The sequence below is a fragment of the Actinoalloteichus sp. GBA129-24 genome, assembly GCF_001941645.1.
In the GTDB taxonomy this organism is placed as follows: Bacteria; Actinomycetota; Actinomycetes; order Mycobacteriales; family Pseudonocardiaceae; genus Actinoalloteichus_A; species Actinoalloteichus_A fjordicus.
Genome location: NZ_CP016077.1, coordinates 1,749,549 through 1,765,635, shown reverse-complemented (window position 1 = coordinate 1,765,635; position 16,087 = coordinate 1,749,549). Strand labels below are relative to the sequence as shown.

16 protein-coding genes are annotated in these 16,087 nt (G+C 70.1%); 8 read left to right on the top strand and 8 right to left on the bottom strand.

Annotated elements, in window-relative coordinates; translation table 11 throughout:
* Positions 1 to 138: 138 nt before the first annotated feature.
* Genes UA75_RS08040 through UA75_RS08030 form a run of 3 tightly spaced genes read right to left on the bottom strand, consistent with a single transcriptional unit; the run spans position 139 to position 1,791 of the window.
* Positions 139 to 948 (bottom strand): Fpg/Nei family DNA glycosylase, encoded by an 810-nt coding sequence (locus UA75_RS08040; protein WP_075743544.1) that lies wholly within the window; start codon positions 946 to 948, stop codon positions 139 to 141.
* Positions 948 to 1,313 (bottom strand): hypothetical protein, encoded by a 366-nt coding sequence (locus UA75_RS08035; protein ID WP_075739716.1) that lies wholly within the window; start codon positions 1,311 to 1,313, stop codon positions 948 to 950. The genes UA75_RS08040 and UA75_RS08035 overlap by 1 nt, the downstream gene beginning before the upstream one ends.
* Before the next feature lie 4 nt (positions 1,314 to 1,317).
* Entirely contained in the window at positions 1,318 to 1,791 is a 474-nt protein-coding gene (locus tag UA75_RS08030; protein ID WP_075739715.1) for a ribose-5-phosphate isomerase, read from the bottom strand.
* A gap of 111 nt (positions 1,792 to 1,902) precedes the next feature.
* On the opposite strand from UA75_RS08030, the gene UA75_RS08025 reads away from it, so the two are divergent.
* From UA75_RS08025 to UA75_RS08015, 3 genes are all read left to right on the top strand, one after another.
* Entirely contained in the window at positions 1,903 to 2,658 is a 756-nt protein-coding gene (locus UA75_RS08025; protein WP_075743543.1) for a 2-phosphosulfolactate phosphatase, read from the top strand.
* A gap of 98 nt (positions 2,659 to 2,756) precedes the next feature.
* Positions 2,757 to 3,581, top strand: coding sequence for an MBL fold metallo-hydrolase (locus UA75_RS08020; protein ID WP_075739714.1), 825 nt, complete (start codon positions 2,757 to 2,759; stop codon positions 3,579 to 3,581).
* Positions 3,582 to 3,763: 182 nt separating this feature from the next.
* Positions 3,764 to 4,795, top strand: coding sequence for a hypothetical protein (locus tag UA75_RS08015; protein WP_157434056.1), 1,032 nt, complete (start codon positions 3,764 to 3,766; stop codon positions 4,793 to 4,795).
* Positions 4,796 to 4,813: 18 nt separating this feature from the next.
* Here UA75_RS08015 and UA75_RS08010 read toward each other — a convergent pair whose 3' ends face one another.
* A complete protein-coding gene (locus UA75_RS08010; RefSeq protein WP_075739712.1) occupies positions 4,814 to 6,244 on the bottom strand; it encodes an aldehyde dehydrogenase family protein in 1,431 nt (476 codons plus the stop codon).
* Positions 6,245 to 6,413: 169 nt separating this feature from the next.
* Positions 6,414 to 7,043, bottom strand: coding sequence for a DsbA family protein (locus tag UA75_RS08005; RefSeq protein ID WP_075739711.1), 630 nt, complete (start codon positions 7,041 to 7,043; stop codon positions 6,414 to 6,416).
* 178 nt (positions 7,044 to 7,221) lie between these two features.
* Here UA75_RS08005 and pepN point away from each other — a divergent pair, with 178 nt between their 5' ends.
* Positions 7,222 to 9,780, top strand: a complete 2,559-nt coding sequence (gene pepN / locus UA75_RS08000) for an aminopeptidase N (protein ID WP_075739710.1) — start codon at positions 7,222 to 7,224, stop codon at positions 9,778 to 9,780.
* A gap of 111 nt (positions 9,781 to 9,891) precedes the next feature.
* On the opposite strand, the gene UA75_RS07995 is transcribed toward pepN, so the two are convergent.
* Both UA75_RS07995 and UA75_RS07990 read right to left on the bottom strand, forming a co-directional pair.
* Positions 9,892 to 10,386 carry a DUF5130 family protein gene (locus tag UA75_RS07995; RefSeq protein ID WP_075743542.1) on the bottom strand — a complete coding sequence of 165 codons (495 nt, stop codon included), beginning with the start codon at positions 10,384 to 10,386 and terminating at the stop codon, positions 9,892 to 9,894.
* The gene (locus UA75_RS07990) at positions 10,373 to 10,654 is read right to left on the bottom strand and encodes a hypothetical protein (RefSeq protein ID WP_075739709.1); all 282 of its coding nucleotides are present in this window, start codon (positions 10,652 to 10,654) and stop codon (positions 10,373 to 10,375) included. Before UA75_RS07990 ends, UA75_RS07995 begins: the two co-directional genes overlap by 14 nt.
* 696 nt (positions 10,655 to 11,350) lie before the next feature.
* Here UA75_RS07990 and UA75_RS34390 point away from each other — a divergent pair.
* A complete protein-coding gene (locus UA75_RS34390; protein WP_232237671.1) occupies positions 11,351 to 11,755 on the top strand; it encodes a hypothetical protein in 405 nt (134 codons plus the stop codon).
* A gap of 28 nt (positions 11,756 to 11,783) precedes the next feature.
* Here the strand turns inward: UA75_RS34390 and UA75_RS07980 are convergent, their stop codons facing one another.
* Positions 11,784 to 12,455 (bottom strand): HNH endonuclease, encoded by a 672-nt coding sequence (locus UA75_RS07980; RefSeq protein WP_083683018.1) that lies wholly within the window; start codon positions 12,453 to 12,455, stop codon positions 11,784 to 11,786.
* Between the two features lie 213 nt (positions 12,456 to 12,668).
* Between UA75_RS07980 and UA75_RS07975 the strand changes: the two genes are divergently transcribed.
* The 3 genes from UA75_RS07975 (at position 12,669) to UA75_RS07965 (ending at position 16,086) form a co-directional block, all read left to right on the top strand.
* Positions 12,669 to 14,789, top strand: coding sequence for a prolyl oligopeptidase family serine peptidase (locus UA75_RS07975; RefSeq protein WP_075739706.1), 2,121 nt, complete (start codon positions 12,669 to 12,671; stop codon positions 14,787 to 14,789).
* Between the two features lie 293 nt (positions 14,790 to 15,082).
* A complete protein-coding gene (locus tag UA75_RS07970) occupies positions 15,083 to 15,454 on the top strand; it encodes a hypothetical protein (protein ID WP_075739705.1) in 372 nt (123 codons plus the stop codon).
* The gene (locus UA75_RS07965; RefSeq protein WP_075739704.1) at positions 15,451 to 16,086 is read left to right on the top strand and encodes a DUF3558 domain-containing protein; all 636 of its coding nucleotides are present in this window, start codon (positions 15,451 to 15,453) and stop codon (positions 16,084 to 16,086) included. The genes UA75_RS07970 and UA75_RS07965 overlap by 4 nt, the downstream gene beginning before the upstream one ends.
* The last annotated feature ends 1 nt before the right edge of the window (position 16,087 follow it).

The following is a 16,087-nucleotide window of genomic DNA, read 5'->3' as shown; positions in this document are numbered from 1 at the left end:
AGGCCTCCGACGCGGCACGGAGATCGGTCGGAACACGGCGGCCGACGGGCCCGGATCGTCAGAACCGATCTCGACCCGCGAGTCCGTCGACGTGCTCCCTGACGGGGCTGCCGCCCTCGGCCGCCGGTCGGGAGCCGATCAGCCTGCCTGACATGCGGGACACCAGTACAGCTTGCGGCCCTGCAGATCGCGCATCAGCACGGTCTCGCCACAGACCAGACAGGGCATCCCCGCGCGCCGATAGACGTAGACCTCTCCACCGTGTCGATCTCGCCTGGGCTCCCGGCCGGTGACGCTCGGATCGTGTTCCGGGCGCACGGTGTCGATGCGCCCGCTGCGCACCCCCTCGCCCATCAGCAGCACCAGGTCCGCCCAGATCGCATCCCAGGTCTCCCGACCCAGACGCGATCCAGGAAGCATCGGCGGCACGCCGTGGCGGAACAGGACCTCGGCGCGGTAGACGTTGCCCGCCCCCGCGAGGACGGACTGATCCAGCAGCAGCGCCGCGATCGAGGCGCGGGAACGGGAGACACGAGTCCACGCCGCGGTGGGATCGGCGTCCGGCCGCAACGGATCGGGGCCCAGCCTCGCCTGCAGCGCGGCGACCTCCGGCGCGAGCAGTATCCGACATGCGGTCGGGCCGCGCAGGTCCGTGACGTGATCCGCTCCGACGATCCGCATCCGCACCTGCCCGACCGGTTCTTCGACCGGCAGGGGATGTTCGACGAAGGTGCCGTACAGCCCGAGGTGGACGTGCACGGTCAGGCCGTTCTCGTAGTGATGCAGCAGGTGCTTCCCGTACGCCTGCGCCTCGCACAGCGTCACGCCGTCCAGCCGGGCGGCCTCCGTGGCGAAGCGACCCTGTGGACTGCTCACCGCCACCGGCCCACCCGCGAAGCGCCGCTGGTGGAGCCGGGCCAGTCGGTGCAGGGTGTGTCCTTCCGGCATCAGCCGATCATCCACCACAGCAGCACGGAGACGATGACATACCCCAGCAGCACACAGGCCGTCACCGCACCGGCATCGCGGAGGGCGAGGTGCAGTCCGAGCTCGCGGCCGCCCCGCGCCCTGGCTCGTCCCAGCAGGACGGACAACAGCAGTGCCACCAGCACGGACGCCACCCCGGCGAGAAACAGCATCACGCCGATGCCGAGTCCGCAGTCCGGAGATCCGCAGATGCCCTCGACACCGCCCGCGACGGCGGGCACGAGGGCCGACTGGCCGAAGTAGAGCAGGACGACGCCGAGCACGGTCGCAGGCGCCGCGAGCAGCGGGACCAGCGACCAGTGCACCGGTCGGTCCGGGACCGCCATCGGCTCAGCCCGTCGGCAGCGGCGGCGGAGTGCCGGTGGACTCGTACTCCGCGATCAGCCCGATCCGCCGCGAGTGCCGCTGTTCGTCGGAGAAGGTCGCGTCGAGGAAGGTCGTGACGATCTCGATCGCCTCCTGCGTGGTGTGCATCCGAGCGCCGACGCCGATGAGCTGGGCGTTGTTGTGGTTTCGCGCCAGCCGTGCGGTCTCCGGACTCCATGCCAGGGCAACCCGGGCACCGGGCACCTTGTTCGCCGCGATCTGTTCGCCGTTGCCGGAACCGCCGATCACGACCCCGACGCTGCCGTGGTCGGCGACCACCCGACTCGCCGCCTCGATGCAGAACGCCGGGTAATCATCCTCGGCGTCGTAGGCATGAGGTCCGACGTCGACGACCTCGTGGCCGAGGCCGCGGAGATGGTCGGCCAGCTCGTTCTTGAATTGAAAGCCTGCATGGTCGGCACCGAGATAGACACGCACGCCGGGCAGTCTGCCAGGTTGCGGCGGCGGAGGCGACGAGCGAGACCGCACCGGCGGTCGAGAGCGGCAATGGACTCGACTCGGCCCCCCTGGATGATCTTCGATGGCGACATGGCTGATGCACGCGTGTTTCGACAGGCCGATCACCGAATTCGGCTGGACTGGGGGCCTGCGGGACTCGCCGCCCTCGCCGAGGACTGCGCGGTGGTGGTCGTCGTCGACGTGTTGTCGTTCAGCACTGCCGTCGACGTCGCGATCGGGCGTGGGGCACGGGTCCTGCCGCTGCCCTGGCGCGACGATCGAGCGGCCGAGGCGGCCACGCGGGCAGGCGCCGTGCTCGCCGGGCCTCGGCGCGGTGCGGGCTGGTCGCTGAGCCCCGCTTCCTTGCGGGATATCCCCGCCGGGCAGCTGCTCGCGCTGCCCTCCCCCAACGGAGCCACACTCTGCGCCACGGCCGCTGCAGGGCAGGCCGCCGTGCTGGTCGGCGGTCTGCGCAACGCGGGCGCGACGGCTCGCCGGGCGCTGACGCTCGCGGCAGGCGGGCCGATCGCGGTGATCGCGGCGGGCGAGCGGTGGGGAGTGAACGAAGGCCCGCTGCGGCCTGCAGTGGAGGATCTCCTCGGCGCGGGAGCGGTGATCGCGGGGCTGGCCACCGGCGGCCTCTCCCCCGAGGCCGAACTGGCCGAGGCGTCCTTCCAGGGATGCCGCGTCCGGATCGCGGAGGTGATCGCGGGCTGCGTCTCCGGCCGCGAGCTGCGCGACGAGGGCTTCGCCGCCGACGTGGAGCTGGCGAGTCTCCTCGACGTCAGCCGAGCGGCACCGCAGCTGGCGGACGGCATCCTGGTCGATGGAGCCCGCCTCGGCTGATTCGCCGAGGCGGGCCGGGGCACGGCGCCGAGCAGCTGCGAGTCTGACGCAGCACCTCGGCAGGGACCACGTCCGACGACAGCACGGGAGCAGAAGTCATGACCGAGCCGCCAGAGCCCGCGCCCGCCGCGTGGTGGAGCGAGATCGCCGACGGAGTGCTGGTGCGGCGACATCGCGAACTGGACCTCTCGACCGGTCTGGTCATCGGCACGCGATCCTGCCTGGTGATCGACACCGGCGGCGATCATCGACAGGGAGCGGCCCTGGCGGCGGCCGTCCGGGAACGCACGTCGCTGCCCTGGGCCGTCGTCTACACCCACGCCCATTTCGACCACTGCTTCGGCACCGAGGCCTTCCTCCCCTGTCCGGTCTGGGCACACGAGCGGCTGCCTGCGGTGCTGAGGGCCACCGCATCGGCCCAACGAGACCAGTGGTCGACGCACTATCGCGACGAGGGCAGGCCCGATCTGGCCGACGCGCTCTCGGCCTCGCGGGCGGTCCCGCCGGATCGCACCGTGACCGATCACGTCGAAGTCGACCTCGGCGGACGGACCGTGGTGCTCGAACACCTCGGCAGGGGGCACACCGATCACGATCTGATCGTGACCGTGCCGGACGTCGACGTGGTGTTCACCGGCGATCTGATCGAGCAGGGTGCTCCGCCCGCCTTCGAGGACTCGTTCCCGCGAGACTGGGCCGCACTCGCGGCCGGACTCGCCGAACGCGGTTCGGCGGTCACCCGTTTCGTCCCCGGTCACGGCCGACCGGTCGACATCGCGTTCGTCCGAACACAGGCCGCGCAACTACGCACTCTGGTCGAGCACGCTGCGGCGCTCGGCGCAGTCTCCTACGCAGCCGAGGAGGGGCCGACTCACCCGTTCGGCGCAGCGGTCGTCCGCACCGCAGCCGACCGACTGCGCTGACCAGGCAGATCGCGGGCGCATCTCACCGACTGATCAAGTTGAGGATGCAACGATGCGGCGGAGTGCACGGCGGATATCGTGAGCAGGTCGATCGGCGGGCGGTACGCCCGCCTGTCAGCCGGGTCCCGGCGCGGTGTGCCGGACCGACAGCCTCTGCCCATCCCGACCGCGAGGGGGTCCCGATGCATGGCGACCGACCTCCGCAGGCACCGCCGCCGCAGCAGCCGCCGTGCCCTCCGACGCCCCCGACGTCTTCTCGACAGACCCGACAGCCCCGCCTCGACGCGCCCCATCCCGCAGGCAGGCGTGAGGAACTCGCCGAGGCGTTGGAGCAGGGCCCGTTCAGTAACGCGCTGCGCCTCGCCATCGAGGTGAGCGGCCTGAGCCTGGATCGGCTGCAACGACGACTGGCCGACCGGGGCGTGCGCGTCAGCCTCACCACCCTGAGCTACTGGCGGCACGGCCGCAGTCGCCCGGAGCGGCCCGACTCGCTGCGCGGAGTGCGCATTCTGGAGGAGGTGCTCGGCCTCCCGGAGGAGTCGCTCACCGGCCTGCTCGGCCCGCGTCGTCCCCGTGGGCGCTGGGTGGCTCGCAGCCACGGCACCGTCGACCTGGATCAGCTCTGGACCGACCCCGACACGGTTCGGGAGTTGCGGGCCCACATCGACGTGCCGCCGCCGAATCAGCTCAGCCCGCTCAGCGTCCAGGACATCGTGCTGGTCGGCTCCCAGCGTGACGAACAGGCGGTACGCACCCGGATGGTCGTGGAGGCAGCGGTGGACGGCGTGTCTCGCAGCTTCCTGGTCTACCGCACCGAGCCGGAGCGCTCCGTCGCGATCACCGCGACCCGTTACTGCACCCTCGGCGAGGTCGTCCACGGTCCGAGCGGCTTCATGGTCGCCGAACTCGTGCTCGACAGGGTGCTCGACGCGGGCGAGGCGACCATCTTCGAGTACGAGGTGGCGGGGCAGCCGGGCGAACCCATCCTGTTCCACGATCGACGCTTCGTGATGCCCACCCGGCAGTACGTGCTCCAGGTCGGCTTCCAGCCGGATGCGCTGCCCGTCCGGTGCCTGCGCTACCACCGGCCCAACGCCGACGCCCCGGAACAGGGGCTGCGGGAGGTCGCGATCGGCGCCTCGCACACCGCGCACGTCATCGAACTGGACGTCGCACCGGGGATCTACGGCATGCGATGGGACTGGGCGGACTGACGGCTCCGCGATCCGGGCTCACACCTGGATCGACTTGACCTCGAGGAACTCCTCCAATCCGAAGCGCCCGAGTTCCCTGCCCACCCCGGAGCGTCGATACCCGCCGAAGGGCGCCATCGGATTGAAGGCCGCGCCGTTGACGTCGACCTGACCGGTGCGCATCCGGCCGGCCACCGCGAGCGCACGATCCTGATCTGCGGAGAACACCGCGCCGGACAGCCCGTAGTCGGTGGAGTTGGCGATCTCGACGGCCTCGTCCTCGTCGCGATACGGCATGATCGCCAGCACCGGGCCGAAGATCTCCTCGCGCGCGATGGTCATCTCGGGTCGGACCTCGGCGAACACGGTGGGCAGCACATAGGACCCGCGATCGAGGCCGGTCGGCGTCTCGGTGCCGCCGACGACCAGCCGAGCGCCCGCCTCCATACCGCTTCGGAGGAAGTCGAGCACCCGGTCCCGCTGCGTCGCCGAGGCCAGCGGCCCGATCCGGGTGGCCGGGTCGGTGGGATCGCCCGGCGTGTATCGGGCGGCGGCCGACTCCGCCAGCGTCACCGCCTGGTCGTGCAGCGATTCGGGGATCAGCATGCGCGACCACGCCGTGCAGGTCTGCCCCGCGTTGATGAAGCAGTTGGCCAGACCGATCTTGACCGCCTTGGTCAGGTCGGCGTCGTCGAGGATGATGTTCGCGGACTTGCCGCCCAGCTCGAGGGCCACCTTCTTGACGGTCCCGGCCGCCAGCGCGGCGACCCGGCTGCCTGCCGCGACGGAGCCGGTGAAGGAGACCATGTCGACCAGCGGATGCGTGGCGAGCGCCTCGCCCACGATCGGTCCGGTGCCGTGCACGATGTTGACGACGCCCGGCGGAACACCGGCCTCGGCGACGATCTCGGCGAAGATCCCGGCGGAGAGCGGGGCGATCTCGCTCGGTTTGATCACTACCGTGCACCCGGCGGCCAGGGCCGGTGCGACCTTCGCCACGAGCTGGTGCAGCGGATAGTTCCACGGGGTGATGCAGCCGACGACCCCGACCGGCTCCCGAACGATCCGCGAGTTGCCGATCTCCTCGGTGAAGGAATACCCCGAGTCGAGCAGGTCCGCCACGGCCGCCGAGGTCGCCACCGGCAGCCCGGCCTGGACCTTCGTGGCGAAGGAGATCGGTGAGCCCATCTCGGCCGAGATGGTGGCGGCGAGATCGGCGCCTCGCGCGGCCAGTCCGCCGGAGATCCTGCGCACGGCGGCCGCTCGCTCCGTGACGGAGGTGGCCGCCCAGCCGGGCCAGGCGGCGGCCGCGGCGCGAACGGCCGCATCGACGTCGTCGGCGGTCCCCGCCGGAATCGAGGCGATGACCTGCTCGGTGGCGGGATTGACGACGTCGATCCGTTCATCGCCGCCGATCACCGCCCGTCCGCCGATCAGGTGACCGGTGCGAGCGGTGCCAGGAGCCGCCATGGGTCCTCCCCGAGTTGTGCGCGGTCGATGCGTCGGCCCCGAGCGTGGCACACCCGCCCGCCGAGGCGCATCCCTCCCCGCCGAGGCGCATCATCCCCGCGAGGCGCATCCCCCTCTGCGGAGGCGGATCCCTCCCCGCCGGTCATCCGGCGGGAAGGGATCCGACCGATCAGGTGAAGTCGAGCTCTCCGGTACGGGTCCGCTTCAACTCGAAGAAGTACGGATAGTCGGCCAACAGCCGCGCGCCGTCGAAGATGCGGCCCGCCTCCTCGCCGCGGGGGATCTTCGTCAACACCGGGCCGAAGAAGGCGGTGCCGTCGATGTGGATCGTCGGCGTGCCCACGTCCTCCCCCACCGGGTCCATGCCCTCATGGTGGCTCGCCCGCAGCCGCTCGTCGTAGGCGGTGGACTCGACGGCCTCGATCAGTTCGGCAGGCAGCTCGGCCTCCGCGAGCGCCTGCGAGATGGCCGTCGGCCGATCCCGGACCCCCTCGACGTGGATCAGCGTGCCGATCGCCGTGTAGTAGGCGGCCAGCGCCTCCGGCCCGTGCTGATGCTCCACGGCGATCGCCACGCGGACCGGACCCCAGGAGCGGTCCATCAGAGCCTGGTAGTCCTCGGACAGCTCACGTCCCTCGTTGAGGACGGACAGGCTCATCACCCGGAACCGGAGGTCGATGTCGCGCACCTTCTGAACCTCGAGGATCCACCGCGACGTGATCCAGGCGAAGGGACAGACCGGGTCGAACCAGAAGTCCACCGTGGTCCTCGCCGCGTTCGTGTTCGGGTCCTGTGCCATGCAGGGTCTCCTCGGAAATCGGTCGGCCTGTCACCCGTCGGGGTGCACCATGAACGACAACCATGCGACATCGACGAGGAATTCCCGATCGGGCTGACCCAGTCGGTTGACTGCCCCGGCCGCGCCGGACGTGATTGGATGCCAGCGACCTGCCCAGACTGCAGACCGAGGTGATCTGTTGCCCGCCCCGAACCTGACCCGCGAAGCCGCCCGCGAGCGGGCCGAGCTGCTGAGCGTGACGTCCTACGCCATCGACCTGGACCTCACCGACGGCGAGGGCGGTCCCGGCGAGAAGACCTTCCGATCCGTCACCACGGTCCGCTTCCGTTCCTCGGAGGTCGGCGCCCGAAGCTGGATCGATCTGGTCGCCGAGCAGGTCGACCGAGCCGTCCTCAACGGCGTCGAGCTCGACCTGGGCGGCTACCGCGAGGAGGATGGCATCGCGCTGCCCGAGCTGGCAGCCGAGAACGAGCTCGTCGTGCATGCCGACTGCCGCTACATGAACACCGGCGAGGGCCTGCACCGCTTCGTCGATCCGGTCGACGACGGCGTGTACCTGTACACGCAGTTCGAGACCTCCGACGCCAAGCTGATGTTCGCCTGTTTCGATCAGCCGGATCTGAAGTCCGTGTACCAGCTCACGGTCACCGCTCCGTCGAGCTGGAAGGTGATCTCCAACGACCTGATCAGCGAGACGACGACCGTCGGCGCGGCCGCCCGACATGTCTTCGCGACCACCCGACCGATGTCGACCTACCTGGTGGCTCTGGTCGCAGGACCCTACGCCGAGTGGCGTGCCGAGTACGAGGACGAGCACGGCGTCATCCCGTTGGGGCTGTACTGCCGCGCCTCGCTCGCGGAGCACCTGGACGCCGACCGCCTGTTCACCGAGACCCGACAGGGCTTCGCGTTCTACAACAAGGCCTTCGGCGTGCCCTACCCGTTCGGCAAGTACGACCAGTGCTTCGTGCCGGAGTTCAACGCGGGCGCCATGGAGAACGCGGGCTGCGTGACGTTCCTGGAGGACTACGTCTTCCGGTCGCGGGTCACCCGGTACTCCTACGAGCGCCGCTGCGAGACCGTGCTGCACGAGATGGCCCACATGTGGTTCGGCGACCTCGTGACCATGCGCTGGTGGAACGACCTGTGGCTCAACGAGTCGTTCGCGACCTGGGCGAGCGTCCTGTCGCAGTCCGAGGCCACCGAGTACACCCAGGCCTGGACGACCTTCGCCAACATCGAGAAGTCCTGGGCCTACCGTCAGGATCAGCTTCCCTCGACGCATCCGGTCGCGGCAGACATCCCCGACACCCACGCCGTCGAGGTCAACTTCGACGGCATCACCTACGCCAAGGGCGCCAGCGTCCTCAAGCAGCTCGTCGCCTACGTCGGGCTGGACAACTTCCTCGCCGGACTGCGGGTCTACTTCGCCCGCCATGCCTGGGGCAACGCCACCCTCGCGGATCTGCTGGCCGCGTTGGAGGAGGCCTCCGGTCGAGACCTGTCCTGGTGGAGCGCGCAGTGGCTGGAGACGACGGGGCTGAACTCCCTGCGGCCGCGCTTCGAACTCGACGACGAGGGTCGCTTCACCCGGTTCGAGGTCGTCCAGGGACCCGCCCACCCCGGTGCGGGCGAGCTCCGCACGCACCGGCTCGCGGTGGGCGTCTACGACGAGGATGAGCGCGGCAGGCTCGTCAGGACCCACCGGGCAGAGGTGGACGTGTCCGGTCAGAGCACCGAGGTCGCCGAGCTGGTCGGGGTGCCGCGCGGAAAGATCGTGCTGGTCAACGACGACGACCTGACCTACTGCGTGATGCGGCTCGACCCCGACTCGCTGGCCGCGCTGATCGACCGGATCTCCGACATCGAGGAGTCGCTGCCCAGGACCCTGTGCTGGTCGGCGGCCTGGGAGATGGCGCGGGAGGCCGAACTCAAGGCTCGGGACTTCGTGGCGCTCGCGCTCGGCGGCGTGCATGCCGAGGAAGAGGTGGGGGTGGCGCAGCGCCTGCTCATGCAGGCACAGACCGCACTGTCCTCCTACGCCGCGCCCGACTGGGCGCCGGAGGGCTGGCGACGGCTGACCACCAGGGTGCTCGAACTCGCCCGTGCCGCCGAGCCGGGCTCGGACCACCAGCTCGCCTTCGTCAACTCGCTCTCCGGATCGGTGCTCACCTCAGAGCAGCTCGACGTGCTCCGGGGCTGGCTGGACGGCTCCGACCCGCTGCCCGGCCTGACGGTGGACACGGACCTGCGCTGGCGTCTGCTGCTCGCGCTGGTAGCCCATGGTGCGGCCGACACCGCCGAGATCGAGGCGGAGCTGTGTCGCGACCCGACCGCGACCGGACGCAGGCATGCGGAGCGCGCGCGAGCACTGCGGCCGACGGCGGAGGCCAAGGAGGAGGCATGGCGACGGGCCGTGCACGACGACGAGCTGCCCAACGCCGTGAACGAGGCGATCATCCACGGCTTCTCGCATCCGGCGCAGAAGAAGCTGCTGGCCGACTACGTCCAGCGGTACTTCGCGGAGGTGGACGACGTGTGGCGGCGGCGATCGATCGAACGGGCTCAGCCTGCCGTCGTGGGGCTCTTCCCGTCCTGGGCGGTCGAGACGAGCACCGTGGAGGCGGCTGACGCCTGGCTGGCGGGAGACCATCCGCCCGCGCTGCGGAGGCTGGTGTCCGAGGGTCGAGCGGGGATCGTCCGCGCACTGGCCGCGCGGGCCTTCGACGACCACTGATTCCGGTGACGGACCACGGGGGTGCGGTTCATGCCGCACCCCCGGCGGTCGGTCTCATCACGGCGGCCTGGACACGGCCGGGCCCACTGCCGCCGCGTCGACAGGCGGTTCCTACCGGGTCGTCAGCTCGTTGCCCGCCTGGTCGGAGAGCATCCGCAGGCCGCTGAGCAGCCCGCCGACGAGATCGCCCTCCTTGAACGAGGCGACCATGCTCATCACGGCGAGCTTGCAGCCCCGGTTGGGCACCCTTCGTGCGGCCTCGAAGCCCGTCACCAGCTCGACCACCCGCCCGGCAGGCGACACGGCGATCAGGACGGCGTCCCGCGCGGCGAACCCGATGGAGGCGTGCAGCTCCTCCGCCCGTGCCCTGCTGTCCTCGCCGAGGCCGCCGAGGTAGATGCTGAAGTCCAGCCCGGTGGACCGACCTGCCAGCGTCAGCGCCTCGTCGAGCCGCGCCAACTGCGACGGTGTGAACGGGAGCGCGGGCTCCTCGTCACGCGTCAGCCTGCGAGCGACGGACACTCGGCCGGTGGACGTCACCACGGCGCCGAGGCCGAGATCGGCATCGGCGGCCTCCACTCGGCGGGTCAGCTCACCAGTTCCCACGAGCACCTCCCCTGGCCGTCGACACGTTCGGGTCGTCGGTCTGCGCTGCCTGGTCGTCGTGCTCCTCGGCTGCGGCTGCCCTGGCTCGCTGGGCCTCGCTCAGGCCCGCGGGGTTCGCGGTCCACCACACCGGTCGGTAGTCCCATTCCTGGCCGGGGCGGTAGCGCGCAGCCCGAGCAGCCTTCTGCCGCAGGGTCAGCATCATCACCACGCCGTAGACCACCAGGGGGATCAGCACGAAGACGAGGATTGTCTCCACTACGGTCACGCCTCGTACGGTAGCCCACGGGTCGACCACCAGGGTGTCTGCGTGTCAACGCCGCCCGAGATCACTCGCCGACGGCGGGCTCGGCCACCCCGGTCCATCGGTCTGCGACGGCGGGCGGGCGGGCCCGGTGCGCCTGCGGCGCGGAACCATCCGATCGTCGGGAATCGCCGCCCGAGGCAACCACGCATCGCGATCGTCCATCACGCTAGGTGTGCGAGTGCTTATACGCCCGCTACGACGGGTAACCCTTCAGCACGGAGTCGCACCGGCAGGGATCACTCGGTCGGACCAGCAGGCTCCCCCGTTCGGACCCGGACCAGAAGGGGGTGAATGCCACTCACATTGGCGGCTTGTCCAGGCCCGCCCAGGCTTCTACTTTCACCTGTACGGGTCTTGCACACATCCAGTAGGCGAAAGATCCGTCCGGATCGACGTCAAGGAGATGACATCATGTTTTTCAACATCCACGTATGGAGCAAGGACACCACCCGTCCCAACGGTAGCCGCCCTACCGCACCGCACAGTGCGACAACGACTCTGCGTACTGACGAGCCTGCCGCGAGAGCGGGGGTCCGAGTGACTCGGTCGACGCCGTCCGCAGGGGTGCGCGTCACGCGCACCGATTCGACGCCGTCCGGGCTGTCCCTGACGCTCGGGGTCCGCGTCACCAGGATGCTGCCTCAGGACGGTGTCCGCGTGACCCGCGACCTGCCCGAGGCCGGGGTTCGCGTCACCCGACGCACGCCGGACTGCGGAGTCCGGGTCACGAGGAGCACGGCGGGCGTCCGGGTGACCAGGCACCTGCCCGAAGCCGGGGTTCGCGTCACCCGACGACTTCCCGAGTCAGGCGTCCGCGTCACCCGAGGTCTCCCCGACGCAGGCGTCCGCGTCACCCGACTCCCGAAGGCAGGCGTCCGCGTCACCCGAGCACTTCCCGAGGCGGGGGTCCGCGTCACCCGGTCTCCCGAGGCGGGCGTCCGAGTGACCAGACAGGGAGTCCGGGTCACCCACACCCCCGTGCGCGAGCTGTCCGGTCGCGGCGTACGCGTCACCCGACGCGGACTCCAGGCAGGCGTGCGCGTCACACCCGGCGGGCGTTGACCTACCGCCTGCCCACACCACGAATTCCTCAGGCGGCGGGTTCGCCCAGGTAAGGCAGCCACAGCGGGTCGGTCTCGCCGCCGGCCAGCAGCCGCCAGTAAGGCCCGGAGGGCGCCCGAGGAATCGTGAGCAGCCGCCAACCGAGTTCCCGGAGCAGCCGGTCAGCCTTGCGGTGATTACACCGCGCGCAGGAGGCGACGCAGTTCTCCCAGGAGTGACTGCCGCCCCGACTCCTCGGCACCACGTGGTCGACCGTCTCCGCCCGACCCCGGCAGTAGGCGCAGCGGTAGCGGTCCCGCAGCATCAGCGCGGCCCGCGTCAGCGGCACCCGGCCGCGATACGGCACCCGCACGAATCGGCTGAGCCGGATGACGGAGGGAACGGACTGGCTGGCGTTCACCGAATGCACCGCAAGCCCCTGCGGGTCGTCGTGCACCACTTCAGCCTTGCCACAGATCACCAGGACGACCGCCCGACGCAGCGGCAGCGCCGCCAGCGGCTCGTAGGTCGCATTGAGCAGCAGGACCTGACGCCTGGCCCAGGGCGAGGGTGTCTCCCCGGCGGGCACCGCCTGCGCAGACGGAGTCGGATCGGCTCTGACGATGCTCGGCGAACAAAGTCTGGCGTTCGCCGGGCGCACGACAGCGGTCGGCGCCCACTCCGCAGGAGCGCCGATCGAAGTGGGTTGTCGATCTGGCACGCAACCACCTCCACCGGTACAGGAACCAGTCGACCACACTTTCGGCCGGTCTCGCACTCCTGAATCGCCGACCGGTCGGTGAACACCTGCGCCCGCGCACGACCGGAGGCGGCGAATGTGACGCGAACTACCGTGGTCCGACCGCCTGCAGCGTGCGAGCGGCCGGACAACCGCGCCACCAGCGCGCCGTGGGTCGTTCTCTAGAGTGCGGGTGTGCCCGCTGACTCGCCGATCTATCCGGACGCCGCGCGCGAAGATCTCATCGAGGACCTGCACGGCAGGGCCGTGGCCGATCCCTATCGCAGGCTGGAAGACCCAGCGGACCCCGCCACACTGGCCTGGCAGGAGGCACAGGACGGGCTGGCCTCGGCGGTGCTGGGTGCGCTGCCCGGTCGCGAGCGGCTGGCCGCCCGGCTGACCGAGCTGGCAGGCGCCGGTTCGGTGTCCGCACCCGTCTGGCGCGCGGGTCGTGCCTTCTTCACCCGCAGGCTGCCCGACGAGGACCACGCCGTGCTGTACGTCCGGGAGACGGCGGCCGACGGCACGACCTCCGAACGGACCCTGCTCGACATGAACCGGCTCGACCCCACCGGGCGAACGACCCTGGACACCTGGTCGCCGAGCCGGGAGGGCACCCTGCTGGCCTATCAGCTGTCGGTGGGCGGCGACGAGCATTCGCTGCTGCACGTGCTGGACGTGGCGACCGGCGAGGTCGTCGACGGGCCGATCGACCGATGCCGGTACTCGGCCGTCGCCTGGCTGCCCGGCGGTCGAGAGTTCTACTACGTGCGCAGGCTGCCGCCGGAGGACGTGCCCGAGGGCGAGGAGCAGTTCCATCGACGGGTCTGGCTGCACCGGGTCGGCCAGGACGCGGCGACCGACGTGGAGGTCCACGGCGCAGGCCTGGACCTGACCAACTACTACGGCGTCCGGGTGTCCGCCGACGGACGCTGGCTCGTCGTCGACGCGCGTCCCGGCACCGCCCCGAGGAACTCGACCTGGCTCGCCGATCTCGCGGCGACGGGCGAGTTGCGGCAGATCAGTGACGAACGCAACGAGGCGATGCTGCACGCCTGGGTGAATCGCGACGGCAGGCTGTACCTGCTGACGACGCTCGACGCACCCCGCTGGCGACTCTGCGTCGCCGATCCCGCCAGGCCGGACCGGGCGGACTGGACCGAGCTGATCTCCGAGGACGTCGACTCCGTGCTCAGCGGCGTCGAGTGGCTGCCGGGAGACGAGCAGGTGCCCGCGCAGCTCGTCGTCCTGCGGGCCCGACATGCGGTGTCGGAGCTGGCACTGCACGATCCGACGACCGGTGCACAGACCGCGCTGGTCCCCCTGCCCGGTCCTGGCACCGTCACCTCACTGTCCACCGTCGACCCCCGCACCGACACCGGGGGCGACCGGCTCTGGTTCGGCTGGACCGACTTCCTGACCCCGACGGGCGTGCGCGGTTACTGGGCGGGTTCCGGCCGAGAAGACCTGGTCGAGTCGGCTCCCGGCTCGGTGACGCCGCCGTCGGTGCGCAGTGAGCAGATCGTGTATCGATCGAAGGACGGCACGCCCGTCCGGCTCTTCCTCGTCAGCCCGGACTCCTCGGTAGCAACGTCGAGGCCCGCGATCCTCACCGGATACGGCGGCTTCTCGGTGAGCCGCCGCCCCGCCTACAACTCAGCCGCCCTCGCCTGGGTGGAGGCGGGCGGGATCTGGGCGACGGCCTCGCTGCGCGGCGGTGGCGAGGAGGGCGAGGCCTGGCATCAGGCGGGCATGCGAGACCGCAAGCAGAACGTCTTCGACGACTTCCACTCCGCGGCCGATGAACTGATCGCCCGACAGTGGACCACGCCCGACCAGCTCGCGATCATGGGCGGTTCCAACGGCGGCCTCCTGGTCGGCGCCGCGCTGACGCAGCGTCCCGACCTGTTCCGCGCCGTCGTCTGCTCGGCGCCGCTGTTGGACATGGTGCGGTACGAGCGATTCCTCCTCGGCCGGACCTGGAACGACGAGTACGGCACGGCCGACGACCCCGAGCAACTGGACTGGCTGCTCGGCTACTCGCCCTATCACCGCGTCACCTCGGGGGTGGAGTACCCCTCGGTGCTGTTCACCGTGTTCGACTCGGACAGCAGGGTCGATCCCTGCCACGCCCGCAAGATGTGCGCCGCGCTCCAGCACGCCACGACGGGCGATCCCGAGAAGCGCCCGGTGCTCCTGCGTCGGGAGACGGAGGTCGGCCACGGCGCACGCTCGGTCACGCAGGCCGTCGCGCTGTCCGCCGACCAGCTCGCCTTCCTGGCGGCGCAGACCGGGCTCGACCTGAGACAGGACTGAGGCCGGGCCGGTCGGCCGCCCGCGCGATCTTCTGCCGCCGTCCCCTGCCTCGTCAACCTGCCTGTCCCGATCCCGATCCTGGCAGCCCGCCTGGTCACGGGCGAGTCGCCGCCGAGGGCCGCATTGCCGTGTTTTCCGTTGGTGCGATGGATTAATCTTGAGGGCAGCGCTCGACATGCCGCCGTCCCGACGGACTCGGTGGCGCCAGGGGGTCGAGCAGCCACGGGAACCACCGGTCACCGGTGGGCGTCTCAACGGCGACGAGGGCGCGAACGAGTCGGAAGGCAGCACCCATGGAAGACCGCGGTTACCCCAGCGACCCGGGCCCCGGCCCGGCTGTCAGCGGCGGATCCTTCGAGGTCGACCCGGAGAACATCCAGAAGTTGATCGACGGGCTGGAGGAGGCGATCATCGAGTTGGAGACGATCAGCTTCGACGCCGTCAGCCAGCTCGGAACGCTACGGGCACCCGGCGCAGACGACTACAGCACCGAAGCCGCGCGAATCATCAGCGAGAAGGCACTCGAGGAGACTGGCGCGCACGGTGCGGCTAACAAGGCCTTCCGTGAAGCCCTGCGAGCCACCATCGACAACCTGACCACCACCCTCAACGAGTACCAGCGCATCGAAGAAGAGAACTCGCAGATTGGGAGCATCGACGTATGAACCGCAACCTGCGCGGCACTCTCTGTGCTACCACGATGGTGCTCCTGGCGCTTGCTGGCTGCTCGACTCCGGTCGACGGAGATGGCAGCTCTCTCGACGAGGCCACAACACCAAGGAGCGAAGACACCGGTGCTTCGACCCCTGCACCGGGAACAGGCACGGAGGCCGACCGGACCATCGACGATTTGGACACCACGTTGCCAGCAGGGGACCCCTGTTCCCTGCTGACCGCCGACCAGCTCGCCGAGTATGGAATCACAGAGCCTGGCTCGCCTCGCAACTCAGCCGTGGACACCCAGCAGTGTCAGTGGATCAGTCGAGACAGCTCTTCGGTCACCAACCTTCTGGTTCATCTCGACGACGCTTCTGGCGGAATCGAGGGTATGCACGAGGACTCGGCGACCTATCCCTTCTTTGAGGGTGACGTCGAGATCGCAGGACGACCCGCCGTGCACCTGGACATCACCGTCGACCCTGTGGGTCAGTGCAATGCACACGTGGACCTGACCGCCGAAGAAACTCTCGTCGTCGGTGTCTTCCTGTCCGAGAACGACGCCAGCCACAGTGATCCATGCGTCAGGGTCGACGAGGTGGCTGGGCTGATGATCGAGAACCTCACAGGAGGGCTGTGAG

What these genes read in the sequence shown, in the direction of transcription:
- UA75_RS07965 (WP_075739704.1), top strand. Translation starts at nt 15,451, where the DNA reads ATGAACCGCAACCTGCGCGGCACTCTCTGTGCTACCACGATGGTGCTC.
- UA75_RS07970 (WP_075739705.1), top strand. Translation starts at nt 15,083, where the DNA reads ATGGAAGACCGCGGTTACCCCAGCGACCCGGGCCCCGGCCCGGCTGTC.
- UA75_RS08010 (WP_075739712.1), bottom strand. Translation starts at nt 6,244, where the DNA reads ATGGCGGCTCCTGGCACCGCTCGCACCGGTCACCTGATCGGCGGACGG.
- UA75_RS08005 (WP_075739711.1), bottom strand. Translation starts at nt 7,043, where the DNA reads ATGGCACAGGACCCGAACACGAACGCGGCGAGGACCACGGTGGACTTC.
- UA75_RS08035 (WP_075739716.1), bottom strand. Translation starts at nt 1,313, where the DNA reads ATGGCGGTCCCGGACCGACCGGTGCACTGGTCGCTGGTCCCGCTGCTC.
- UA75_RS08015 (WP_157434056.1), top strand. Translation starts at nt 3,764, where the DNA reads ATGCATGGCGACCGACCTCCGCAGGCACCGCCGCCGCAGCAGCCGCCG.
- UA75_RS08040 (WP_075743544.1), bottom strand. Translation starts at nt 948, where the DNA reads ATGCCGGAAGGACACACCCTGCACCGACTGGCCCGGCTCCACCAGCGG.
- UA75_RS08020 (WP_075739714.1), top strand. Translation starts at nt 2,757, where the DNA reads ATGACCGAGCCGCCAGAGCCCGCGCCCGCCGCGTGGTGGAGCGAGATC.
- UA75_RS08025 (WP_075743543.1), top strand. Translation starts at nt 1,903, where the DNA reads ATGGCTGATGCACGCGTGTTTCGACAGGCCGATCACCGAATTCGGCTG.